Source organism: Chitinibacter sp. GC72 (assembly GCF_009760905.1).
In the GTDB taxonomy this organism is placed as follows: domain Bacteria; phylum Pseudomonadota; class Gammaproteobacteria; order Burkholderiales; family Chitinibacteraceae; genus Chitinibacter.
The window spans coordinates 103,157-114,537 of record NZ_VIRW01000005.1 but is presented as its reverse complement, the minus strand read 5'-3'; the positions used below and the strand labels follow the sequence as shown (position 1 = coordinate 114,537).

Genomic DNA, 11,381 nt, shown 5'->3' with positions numbered 1-11,381 from the left:
ACCTTCGTAGCGTTTCATAACAAACCTTCTGTATTGATCAATCTGATCCGGTATTTGATTCGTTTTCTGATTCTGTTCTGCCTTTGCGCAGTATCGCATACTCGACGGTATTTCAGTCCACCCTCGGCCAGGTCTGCGCAATGAATAGCTCAACGCCCAACTCAGCGTCGTCCAGTAGCGACGCGCAAATTATCCATTTTCACTCGCATAAAAAAATCTACCCGCGCTGGGTGACGGGTTACTTTAATAATTGGCGGATTTTCTTCGTTGTTGTAACGCAATTGTTTTTTTACGGCGTACCGTGGCTAGAGATCAACGGCCGCCAAGCGCTGCTATTCGATATCGCTAACAGCAAATTTTATATTTTTGGCCTCGTGTTCCTGCCGCAAGATTTTATCTACCTGATGGCGCTGCTGCTGGTGTCGGCGTTTGGGCTGTTTGTCTGGACGGCGATTGGCGGGCGGCTATGGTGTGGTTATGCCTGTCCACAAACGGTATATACCGAGATTTTTTTGTGGATAGAAAAATGGACCGAGGGCGATCGATCGGCGCGGATCAAGCTCGATCAAGCGCCACTTTCCGCTCGCAAGATCGGCATCAAAACGCTGAAACACACTATCTGGATTACGCTGTCTTTATTCACAGGGCTGACCTTCGTCGCCTATTTCACGCCAATGGCCGAACTCCAAAGCGGCTTGGCGACATTAAACATGGGGCCGTGGGATACGTTCTGGATTTTGTTTTATGGCCTTGCAACCTATGGCAACGCAGGTTGGTTGCGCGAGCAAGTGTGCCAGCATATGTGCCCGTATTCGCGCTTTCAAAGCACGATGTTTGATAAAGACACGCTGATCATCAGCTACGACAGCAATCGCGGCGAACCACGCGGCGCGCGTGGAATTGGCAGCAATTACCAATTGCAGGGGCTGGGTGAATGCGTGTCGTGCACGATGTGCGTGCAGGTCTGCCCCGTTGGCATTGATATTCGCGATGGTTTGCAATACGAATGCATCGGCTGTACCGCCTGTATTGATGCCTGTGATCAGGTGATGGATCAGGTGGGTTATCCGCGTGGGCTGATCCGCTACACCACGGCCAATCAGTTGGAGAATCCGGCTCACCAGACACGCTGGTGGCCCCATTTACGCCGCCCGCAACTAGCACTGTTTAGCGTGATGCTGCTGGCGGTGATGGCCATCAGCGCCTATTCATTGCAACACCACCAGCCGATCAAGGCCGAAATTGTCCGCGAGCGCAATACGCTGCTACGCGAGCTGGCGAGTGGCGAGCTGGAAAACGTGTATCGTGTTCGGCTGCAAAATACCGCCGAGCACCCACGCGAATTTATGCTGACCGCCACGGGGCTGGATGGCATCAGCACCGAAATTAACCGGAATGAAGCCTTGCAATTGGCAGGAACAGAAAGCAAGGAATTTGTCGTGCGCGTTCGCACCGCAGCCAGCCACGCCAAGGCTGGCGCAAATCCGATTCAATTTAGCATCCGGGCGCGGGATGATGCCGCAGTACAGATTCATGAAGCTGCGACGTTTTTTGGCCGGTAAAGCGGGAGACTAAAAAACGCCCCACTCAGAGCGGGGAAACTGAAAAAAAACACCCCGCTCAAGGCGGGAAACTCAAAAACGCCCCACTCAGAGCGGGGAAACTGAAAAAAAACACCCCGCTCAAGGCGGGAAACTCAAAAAAACGCCCCGCGCGAGGCGGGGCTAGTAACTACAGGGAGAGATGAAACAAACTACACACTTGCGTTGCACCACAGCCTTTCGGCAGAGTACTTAAGCTTGGAGATCAATCACAAACTTACCCTAGCTCAGAGGGAATACGCGGCGGAAAGTTCATCGTCCTGCGCTAAAAATTGCATGGTATTTTTTACTTTGCACTAAAGAACAAAGTCTGACCGCTTTGCCCCTGACTGGCCTGCCCCAGCCAGTACAGAATAGCCGGCATGATGGCGCTGGTTTCCGGCAAGCTGTCTTTTGACTCAGCCGGATGCGTAGCCAAACGGAATGGCGATTGGATCGGGCCGGGCACCAGATGATTGATGCGCAGATTGGCAAATTTATCCCATTCTGATGCGGCAATTTGCACCCAATTATGCTGACCTGCTTTGGTCACGCTAAAGCCGCCCCAGTACGCTTTAGGCTCAAACGCGTGGCTTTCACCGATCACCAGCACGGCTGCGTCGGGTGCAGCTTGCAGCAGCGGCAATAGCGTGCGAGTCATCGCAAATGGTGCGGCGACATTGACGCGGAACATATCCACCCATTCGTCGAGCTTTTGCATGGTCAGTGGCGACAAATGATTAAAGCCATTCGCACAATGCAGAATGCCGTCAAGGCGGCCAAATTCTTTCTGAATCAACACGCCCAGCTGCGTCAGCTCGGTCTCGCCCGCTTTGGCCAGATCCATCGGCACGGCAGCCGGTTGCGGCCCACCGACCGATTCAATCGCGTCGTAAGTACGGCTGAGTTTCTTTTCATTGCGACCGAGCAAAATCACCGTCGCGCCCAGTTTGGCCAGCTCAACCGCCGCCATCGCGCCGATGCCCTGCCCTGCGCCGGTCACCAAAATCACACGGTCTTGCATTGATTTGGCCTGCGCCTGATAGTTTTTCCAGCTTTCCATGATGAGATCCAAGTTTAAATATACATAGCAAGGTATTGCCACACAGGCCAATTGCCAATTGATCCACAGAGCAATACCCTAAAAATCTTTCAACACTGCGCGCGCAGCTTTAACACCGCTGCGCACCGCGCCTTCCAGCGTCGCCGGATATTCGCCGCGCGCATCCTCAAAACCATTGGCATTCATCGACGCCAGACCTGCGGTGTAATCGCCCGCCAGATACAGACCCGCAATCTCGGTGCGATTATCGGGGCGAACTAAATCAGGCGTACACGCAAACGTCGCGCGTTTTTCGGTGATCACCTGTTGTTGCAAAACCAGATCAGGCAGGTCCAAGCGCTCGTGTAATTCCTGCTGCACCGCCAAGGCCAGCTCATCGTGGCTTAGCCCGCTGTGCAGGCCCTGCGCTGAGATCACCACGGCAATCAAGCCTGGGCACGCGTGCGTCACGCCACGATCAAACACCCATTGCGAGATCGCATCGGAAAGCCCCAGCATAGGCTGGCTCAGCTTTACATCGGCTTCGTACTGCAAATACACGGTGACAATCGGCTGGTAAGGCCAGGCGGCGAGTTGCTGCGCTAACTCGCTGGCCTGATTGGAATCAGCCAACAGTTTGGCCGCTTGGTGCGGCGCGGTTGCGATAATGACGGCGTCAAAATATTGTTCGCCACCATCAATACACCACCCACCTGTATTGCCATGAACACTTTTTACACGTTGACCTAGCTGAATATACCCACCATTAGCCTTGACGAATTCGGCTGCAGGCGCAGGAAATAAATCAGTAAAATCAAGTTTAGGCAGCATTAAATCAGATGCCGCACGGCGGCCGCCCAGGCTGTCGCGCAATACATTCAGCAGCACTTGTGCGCTCGCCAGTTCCAGCGGCGTATTGAGCGCAGCCAAAGTTAGCGGCGCCCAGAAGCGGCTGATCAACGTTGCAGGCTGGTGTTGTAGCTGCAGCCACTCTGCGACGGTGACATCTTTTTTCAGCCGCCAGCCACGCCATTTCGCGACTTGAATCGCACGGATCAGCGCCCAGCGCTCGCCCCAATTAAGGCCTTTGGCGCGGAATAAGCCGACGGCCAAATGCAGCGGCGCAGGTAAGCGCGGGCATTCGAGTAGAAAGTCGGGTTCAACTTGGAGTCGCATCGGCTGGCGCAAAAACGCAGCTTCCAGATCGACGCCACACACGCGCATCAAGCGCAGTAATTCGCTGTATGCACCGATGACCAAATGCTGGCCATTGTCGAGCGCCGCAGGTTTGTTGCTAGTGTTATGCGACGACAGTGAAGCGCGCTCAACCCGCCGAGCACGGCCACCGAGCACTTTGCCAGCTTCGAAAACAGTCACTTGCACACCAGCCGCCGCTAGCTCAACCGCAGCAGCCATGCCAGCGTAGCCGCCCCCGATGATGGCGACGCGTTTACGGCCTAGATTTAAAGCAGTCATTGGCTTAGGCAAACCACCATGTTTTCCACGCCAGCCACAATTTACGGATTGGTGTGAGTGAGGTGCGCTGGTTGAGGACTTTCTGCGCGCCTTCCAAGCGAATCTCGGCCAAAGTGGCGCGGTAAATCGCCGCCATCACCAGGCCTGTACGCTGGTTTTTCTTATCGACTTCGGGCAGCAATTTCATCGCCTGCTCGTAATATTGCTCGGCACGATCGATCTGGAAATTCATCAACGCTTTAAATTCGGCCGTTTCGCGGTAACTCAGAATATCAGCCGCTGGCACGTTAAAGCGTTGCAACTCGTCCACCGGCAAATAAATGCGGCCACGGCGCGCGTCTTCGCCGACGTCACGAATGATATTGGTCAGCTGAAATGCGATGCCCAAATCGTGCGCGTATTTCAGCGTTTTGCGATCGGTGTAGCCAAAAATGCTGGCGGCCAATTGGCCGACAACGCTGGCAACGCGGTAGCAATACAGGTGCAGATCTTTAAAGCTGTTGTAGCGCGCTTGATTCAGATCCATCTCCATGCCGTCGATGATTTCCAAAAACAGCTCGCGCGGTAAATCGTAGGCTTTGACTGCGGGCAGCAGAGATTGCGTGACCGGATGCTGCGGCGCGCCAGCGTACATCTGATCGACTTCATTACGCCACCAGTTCAGCGTCGTGCGCGCCACGCCTTCGTCGGTGCATTCGTCGACGACGTCGTCGACTTCACGACAGAAGGCATACAAGGCGGTAATCGCGATGCGTTTTTCTGGGCTTAAAAAGCGAAAGCTGTAATAAAAACTCGAGCCACTTTTGGCGGCTTTGTCTTCGCAATATTGATCTGGTGTCACAGGACGTCTCGGGTCGAAATGAATTAAGGAGTTGGCGTCGTCATTGGCATGCGCACTTCACGGCTCACGCCCGAAGGGCCTGGAAAGGGTTTAAACAGACTGCGAATCAGCCACGGTACGGCGGCATCGAGCTCATCATTCTGGCTACGATTGCGCACCCGGCCTTCGTAGAGCTTGGCAAATTCACCTTTATCCAGCGTTTTACGATCCAGAATATCGACAAATACTTCGCGGGTATAAATGGTTTCATTCACCGTTTGCGTGCCGACGATGCCGGTTTCCGGGTAATAGCGCGGGATAAACACCACACTGCCGCCGCTGATCACGCGCCGATAGCTGACCGAGTAGCCTATCGTGCCCCAGATTGGTTGCTGGTACGATTTATTCTTGCCATCGTCGATCTGGTAATCAAACCGCACCAGCCAATCGGCCGCTTTCGGGTCTCGCTGCCAGATCAGGCCTTGCTCAACCAGATGTTGCGCTAGCTCGGTCTCATATTGCTGATAGGCCAGACTTTGCGTTTGCGAGGCGCTGCGCTCAAACGCAAAAGCTTTGGGCCGGGCCATCGCGGCGGCGACTGCAGCGGCACCGGATGCAGCAGGAGCCGAAGCCTTCAACACGCCTGCGGGTAATTGATGGCGCACCGACACGGTGGCCACAAACGACGGGCTGGCACAGCCCGCCAGCACGGCCAGCACAAATATCGTCAACAGTGCGCGCGCCGACATCAGGTGATACTGCCCGGGATTTTCGGCGTATTCACCACCACATCACCGCACTGCGCGCGGTGACGCAAGGCATGATCAATCAACACCAAGGCCAGCATCGCTTCAGCAATCGGCGTTGCGCGAATGCCTACGCAAGGGTCATGGCGGCCTGTGGTGGCCATCATGACCGAATTGCCCATTTTGTCGATTGACTGGCGCTCTTGAGCAATACTGGAGGTGGGTTTAACCGCCAAGTTCACTGTAATCGCCTGCCCTGTCGATATACCCCCCAAAATACCACCAGCATGATTGGTGGCAAAGCCATTTGGCGTCAACTCATCGCAATGCACAGAGCCGCGCTGCGCAACGCTGGTAAAGCCTGCGCCAATTTCAACGCCTTTCACCGCATTGATATTCATCATCGCGTACGCGATTTCGGCGTCGAGCCTATCGTACACAGGCTCACCCCAACCAACAGGCACATTCTCAGCCACCACTGAAATTTGCGCACCAACCGAATCGCGCTCTTTGCGAATCGCATCCATATAGTCTTCGAGCTGCGGCACAATCTCGGCATTTGGCGCAAAAAAGGCATTCTCGCTCACGTGATCCCAGCTTTGGAATGGGATATCAATCTCGCCCAATTTGCTCATATAACCGCGAATTACAATGCCGAACTTTTCGCGTAACCATTTCTTAGCAATCGCACCAGCCGCAACGCGCACGGCGGTTTCACGCGCGGAAGAGCGGCCGCCACCGCGTGGATCGCGGATGCCGTATTTATGCCAGTAAGTGTAATCGGCATGACCCGGGCGGAAGGTATCGACGATTTTGCCGTAGTCTTGGCTGCGTTGGTCTTGGTTGCGAATCAACAGCGCAATCGGTGTGCCGGTAGTTTTGCCTTCATAAATACCAGACAAAATTTCGACAGTATCGGGCTCTTTACGCTGCGTAACATGACGGCTGGTACCGGGCTTGCGGCGATCAAGTTCGAGCTGGATGTCTTCTAATGACAATTCCATTCCCGGAGGGCAACCATCGACGATGCAGCCAATGCCAGCACCGTGGCTTTCGCCAAATGAAGTTACAGTAAACAACAAGCCCAAACTATTGCCCGACATGGTGCACTCCAAGAGTCTGTTTTAATTCTGAATGTGGGCGATTTTACCACGCCAGAGCCCACAACGCGGAGCCAGCCATAATTGATTACTAGCCGCCGAAATAAAAAAAACCGCCAATCTCAATTGAGATTGGCGGTTATCAAATCCGGTGGTTTCAAGCGTAGCAATCTTTACAGCTTAGAAATCACCACGCAGACCGATTGCGATAATGCTGGCGTCAGAGCCTTTGCTCAAAGCAAAACCAGAACCTGTGGTTGAGTTAGCTTTAGCATCGTTATCGATTTTAGTGTATGTCGCAATCACACGAACTTGTTTATGCAATTTGTATGACGCACCCAGACCAAACTGTTTGGCACCAGAATCGGCAACTTTTTTACCATTCTGCTCTGCTTCATCAGCGATTGCATAGTTAGCGTGGAAGTTCCAATCGCCCATACCATACGCCACACCAAAACCATAAGTATTTTGCTCTTGGTCAACCTTGGCGGCTGGGGCAATAGTGTATTCGCTATTCATTTTTTCCCATACAGCGCTTACTTTTACGCCTGAGAATTTAGCAGTAGCGCCCACGGTGAATGCATCGGCAGATTCATTACCTTGACTACCAGTTTTATCTGATTTGCTTGACAGCTTCACACCAGTCAAATCATATGATGCATCGCTCAACTGTGCATAACCAACACCCACATCAAAGAATTGGCTAGAGTATGCGGCCATTAGTGAAAGCTGAGGAGCTTGAACTTCGCCTACTTTGCCGAAATTGTAGCTCAATTGCGCATTAAAGCCTGCAAGATTTGGTGTTTCGTAATGAACGATGTCACCTTCACGCCCCCCCATGCGGCCGATAATTGAATCTTTACCAGTCAGATCAGTTGTATCGTTCAGGTTGTCATCAAATACGCCGTATGCGGCTTTCTTAAGATTTTTATAAGCATTATCATGCCGACCTGCCAAAAACTTACCCGCTTTGTTGCTATTCAAACCAATGAAAGTATTTCGCGTGCCAAATGTCGCTGAAGCCGATTTCTTCTCTCCGCTATCACCAACATAAAAACGTGATTCAACTTGACCAATCGCTTTCAAATCATCACTGATCTTCCACTCGCCTTTAACACCAAAGCGTGAACCTTGATCTGCTAGGCGGGTTTGATCGTCAGTAATATCAGTCAGAGCAGTCCCTTTCAAAGGTGACACGCTGGCAACTTCTACTGCAGTGCGCAGACTGCCGTAAATTTTCACAGGACCCAAATCAACATCGGCCATTACAGCAGGGGCAATAAAAGCAGCAGCAACTGCAGCAGCAATCAATTTGTTCATTTCTTTAACTCCGAGTTTAAAATAATCTGTTTCTGTGAACTTTCACATCGCAGCCATTGTATAAACTCATTGTTAATAAACGATGTCATAACAGTGACAAAATTATTACATCGAGCACTAAGCAATTGAATAAATAAAAAAAACAAAAAAGCGGCCGAGGCCGCTTTTTTGAAATGCAATATCTAAGCTGAACAGGTCAGATTAGAAACCGTGCCACATACCTACCAGGAACACGTTCATGTCGCCAGCGTTTTTGTTACGGTTCTGGATACGAGCGTAGCCTTCAGTGTTTTTAGACAGCCCATGGTGGTAAGCCAAAGCACTGATGCGACCTGCGCTACCGAAGTCATCGCCGTCGAACTGGTGGATAGAAGCCTTGATAGTGCCTTTACCCAAGCTGTAGTTCGCGCCCAACAACCAGTCGTGAGAATCTTTAGTCACGCCTTTAGCAGATTTAGTGCTTTGTGCATTGTAAACTGCACGAACACCCAAATCACCGAATGACGTGTTAGCACCGATGAAGTATTGGTTTTCTTTAGAACCTTTAGCAGTTACGTCGTTACCGAACAAGTAACCAGCGTTCAGGTTAACACCACCGAAACTGAAGTTTGCAGACAAATCAGTTACGTTAGAGTCACCAACTTTACCAGTTTGCGTGGCTTTGTTAACGTCCCAACCGTGTTGAACGCCGAAGCTAAAGCCACCGAAATCAGGTGAAGTGTAGTTTACTGAAGTATTGCCATAGATCAGTGCTGTCAATTTACCAGCGTGACCAGCTGGACCCCAAGTACGCTCAGCCAACTGCCAGTTACCGTTGATACCGTAAGGCCAGTCCAGAGTCAGGTAGCTATTCAGGAATTGTTTACCGTATTTGAAAGTACCCCAGTCACCAGTCAAACCAGCGTACGCTTCACGAGTACCCCAGTTGGTACCTTCGATTGAAGTTACTTTTTGAGAAACACGCCAAATGAATTTGCTGCCTGAATCCAGTTTGTCTGAACCGTCAAAGTTCAACAGGAATGCACGGTCGAATTCTTGAGTTGCGTCACCATTTTTTGGATCAACAACCATAAAGCCCATTTCTGCAGAACCACTGATTGAAACTTCAGCGAAAGTTGGAGCTGAAACTGCTGCTGCTACTGCAGCAACCATAAGAGCGCGCTTGAACATTAAATATTCTCCAAAAAAAGAGAGTTAAGTTATTTTAAACCACCGTAACAGAGGGCCTCTTTTTGTAGTGGGGCCACTGCTTTACAGACTCAAGATTACGGAATATCCCCCGGCAAGGCAAAAGCAATTACCTTTTTCACTCGATGGTGTAGCCTAGGAGCAACACTCAAATCGGAGGGGATCAAGACCTGCAAGGCCTTGAGCAGTACAGACCTACTACAAACAAATCTTTGAGGCACAAAAAAAGCCGGTCGACTTGGCCGACCGGCTTGCAGGGCTTGAAACAGGAGGCTTATTTGCCTGCCATTACACGCACCATTTCCAGTACTTTGCTTGAATAGCCCCACTCGTTGTCATACCAGGCAACCAGTTTGACAAAGGTTTGGTCCAAAGCAATACCTGCATCAGCATCAAAAGTCGAAGTGCATGCTTCACCACGGAAGTCGGTTGAAACCACTTTCTCTGTGGTGTAACCCAACACACCCTTCATCGTACCTTCAGAGGCCGCTTTCATTGCTGCGCAGATTTCTTCGTAAGATGCTTCTTTATTAAGCTCTACCGTTAAATCAACGACTGAAACATCAGATGTTGGCACACGGAAAGCCATGCCAGTCAGCTTGCCTTTGATTTCAGGAATAACCACACCAACCGCTTTCGCTGCGCCGGTTGATGAAGGAATGATGTTTTCCAGAATACCACGACCACCGCGCCAGTCTTTGTTTGATGGGCCGTCAACTGTTTTCTGCGTCGCAGTCGCAGCGTGGACAGTCGTCATCAGACCGCGTTTGATGCCGAAGTTGTCATTAATGACTTTGGCAATTGGTGCCAGGCAGTTAGTGGTACAAGACGCATTGGAAATAATTGCCTGACCTGCATAAGTGTCATTGTTGACACCGTAAACAAACATTGGGGTGTCATCTTTTGATGGCGCAGACATGATGACTTTTTTCGCGCCAGCGGCAATATGCTTTTCGCAAGTCTCTTTGGTCAGGAACAGGCCAGTTGACTCAACAACAACGTCAGCGCCGATTTCGCCCCATTTCAGTTCAGCCGGGTCTTTCACCGCAGTCAGACGAATCGTTTTGCCATTTACAACCAAATTACCGTTTTCAATCGCAACTTGACCCTTGAATTTGCCATGCACCGAGTCATGCTTGAGCATGTAAGCAAGGTAGTCGGGCTCGAGCAAGTCATTAATGCCTACGATTTCAATATCATCTGCAAAGTCATAAACCGCAGCACGAAAAACCATACGACCGATACGGCCAAAACCATTAATACCAACTTTGATAGCCATACATCATCTCCAAACAATCTAAGGAATCGAACAAATCGGGACACTCAAGCATGCACCATTTGATGCCCACTTGCCTTTGCGCCATGACAAAAACAACTTAGAAAAACAAAATGGGGGCGGCACAAGCCGCCCCGAAAAACAAATCGGGCGTATAGCCCGATTTTAATTAACTGCTAATCAAGCACGCAATCCTGCAGCTTCACGGGCCAAGGCAGTGATGCCAGCCCAGTCACCATTGGCAACCATCTCTTTTGGTGCCAACCATGAACCACCCACGCAACCAACATTTGGCAATGCCAAGAGTTTTGGCGCCGACTCAACGCTAACACCGCCCGTTGGACAGAACAGAATTTGCGGCAGTGGGCCACCCAAAGCTTTAAGCATAGCCAGGCTGCCAGCTTGTTCAGCCGGGAACAATTTCATTGCGTCAAAGCCTTCTTCCAATGCCGCAATTGCTTCGGATGGGGTCATCACACCAGGCAGCAAGGCAATGCCGCACTCACGCGCTGCAGCAGCTAGCTTTGGCGTCAAGCCAGGAGTCACGGCAAATACCGCACCCGCTTCTTTGGCCTGAGCAAATTGCTCAGGACGAACAACCGTGCCCACACCAACAATCGCGCCGGGCACGTTTTCCGCAATGGCTTTCACTGCAGCGAGCGCCGCATCAGTGCGCAATGTCACTTCCAGTACACGAATGCCGCCTTCAACCAGAGCTTTTGCCAAAGGCACAGCGTGTTCTACGTTTTCAATCACCAACACTGGCATAACAGTGCAAGAGCGCATGATGTCACGAATCTGCATGAGAATTTTCCGTCTTATTAGATTGCAGC

At 51.3% G+C, this 11,381-nt stretch carries 10 protein-coding genes; 1 reads left to right on the top strand and 9 read right to left on the bottom strand.

Annotated features, from left to right (window positions below; translation table 11 throughout):
- The first annotated feature begins 140 nt into the window (after nucleotides 1–140).
- Nucleotides 141–1,562, top strand: a complete 1,422-nt coding sequence (ccoG, locus tag FLS37_RS06865) for a cytochrome c oxidase accessory protein CcoG (protein ID WP_157315284.1) — start codon at nucleotides 141–143, stop codon at nucleotides 1,560–1,562.
- 325 nt (nucleotides 1,563–1,887) lie between these two features.
- Here ccoG and FLS37_RS06860 read toward each other — a convergent pair whose 3' ends face one another.
- The 9 genes from FLS37_RS06860 to eda all read right to left on the bottom strand — a co-directional run bounded on the left by FLS37_RS06860 (nucleotide 1,888) and on the right by eda (nucleotide 11,352).
- On the bottom strand, nucleotides 1,888–2,643 hold the full coding sequence (locus tag FLS37_RS06860; protein ID WP_157315282.1) for an SDR family NAD(P)-dependent oxidoreductase: 756 nt from the start codon (nucleotides 2,641–2,643) through the stop codon (nucleotides 1,888–1,890).
- 78 nt (nucleotides 2,644–2,721) lie between these two features.
- Complete coding sequence (hpnE, locus tag FLS37_RS06855; RefSeq protein ID WP_157315280.1) at nucleotides 2,722–4,098, bottom strand: hydroxysqualene dehydroxylase HpnE; 1,377 nt, start codon at nucleotides 4,096–4,098, stop codon at nucleotides 2,722–2,724.
- Nucleotides 4,099–4,102: 4 nt separating this feature from the next.
- A complete protein-coding gene (gene hpnD / locus FLS37_RS06850; RefSeq protein WP_157315278.1) occupies nucleotides 4,103–4,939 on the bottom strand; it encodes a presqualene diphosphate synthase HpnD in 837 nt (278 codons plus the stop codon).
- A 23-nt stretch (nucleotides 4,940–4,962) separates the two neighbouring features.
- A complete protein-coding gene (locus tag FLS37_RS06845) occupies nucleotides 4,963–5,667 on the bottom strand; it encodes a DUF4136 domain-containing protein (RefSeq protein WP_157315275.1) in 705 nt (234 codons plus the stop codon).
- Nucleotides 5,667–6,767, bottom strand: coding sequence for a chorismate synthase (aroC, locus tag FLS37_RS06840; protein WP_157315273.1), 1,101 nt, complete (start codon nucleotides 6,765–6,767; stop codon nucleotides 5,667–5,669). The genes FLS37_RS06845 and aroC overlap by 1 nt, the downstream gene beginning before the upstream one ends.
- Before the next feature lie 177 nt (nucleotides 6,768–6,944).
- The gene (locus FLS37_RS06835; RefSeq protein WP_157315271.1) at nucleotides 6,945–8,084 is read right to left on the bottom strand and encodes a porin; all 1,140 of its coding nucleotides are present in this window, start codon (nucleotides 8,082–8,084) and stop codon (nucleotides 6,945–6,947) included.
- Between the two features lie 201 nt (nucleotides 8,085–8,285).
- The gene (locus tag FLS37_RS06830) at nucleotides 8,286–9,254 is read right to left on the bottom strand and encodes a porin (RefSeq protein ID WP_157315269.1); all 969 of its coding nucleotides are present in this window, start codon (nucleotides 9,252–9,254) and stop codon (nucleotides 8,286–8,288) included.
- 292 nt (nucleotides 9,255–9,546) lie between these two features.
- A complete protein-coding gene (gap, locus tag FLS37_RS06825) occupies nucleotides 9,547–10,551 on the bottom strand; it encodes a type I glyceraldehyde-3-phosphate dehydrogenase (RefSeq protein ID WP_157315267.1) in 1,005 nt (334 codons plus the stop codon).
- Nucleotides 10,552–10,728: 177 nt separating this feature from the next.
- The gene (eda, locus tag FLS37_RS06820) at nucleotides 10,729–11,352 is read right to left on the bottom strand and encodes a bifunctional 4-hydroxy-2-oxoglutarate aldolase/2-dehydro-3-deoxy-phosphogluconate aldolase (protein WP_198314516.1); all 624 of its coding nucleotides are present in this window, start codon (nucleotides 11,350–11,352) and stop codon (nucleotides 10,729–10,731) included.
- Nucleotides 11,353–11,381: the final 29 nt, after the last annotated feature.

What these genes read in the sequence shown, in the direction of transcription:
- ccoG (WP_157315284.1), top strand. Translation starts at nt 141, where the DNA reads ATGAATAGCTCAACGCCCAACTCAGCGTCGTCCAGTAGCGACGCGCAA.
- FLS37_RS06830 (WP_157315269.1), bottom strand. Translation starts at nt 9,254, where the DNA reads ATGTTCAAGCGCGCTCTTATGGTTGCTGCAGTAGCAGCAGCAGTTTCA.
- FLS37_RS06845 (WP_157315275.1), bottom strand. Translation starts at nt 5,667, where the DNA reads ATGTCGGCGCGCGCACTGTTGACGATATTTGTGCTGGCCGTGCTGGCG.
- aroC (WP_157315273.1), bottom strand. Translation starts at nt 6,767, where the DNA reads ATGTCGGGCAATAGTTTGGGCTTGTTGTTTACTGTAACTTCATTTGGC.
- FLS37_RS06835 (WP_157315271.1), bottom strand. Translation starts at nt 8,084, where the DNA reads ATGAACAAATTGATTGCTGCTGCAGTTGCTGCTGCTTTTATTGCCCCT.
- hpnE (WP_157315280.1), bottom strand. Translation starts at nt 4,098, where the DNA reads ATGACTGCTTTAAATCTAGGCCGTAAACGCGTCGCCATCATCGGGGGC.
- gap (WP_157315267.1), bottom strand. Translation starts at nt 10,551, where the DNA reads ATGGCTATCAAAGTTGGTATTAATGGTTTTGGCCGTATCGGTCGTATG.
- FLS37_RS06860 (WP_157315282.1), bottom strand. Translation starts at nt 2,643, where the DNA reads ATGGAAAGCTGGAAAAACTATCAGGCGCAGGCCAAATCAATGCAAGAC.
- eda (WP_198314516.1), bottom strand. Translation starts at nt 11,352, where the DNA reads ATGCAGATTCGTGACATCATGCGCTCTTGCACTGTTATGCCAGTGTTG.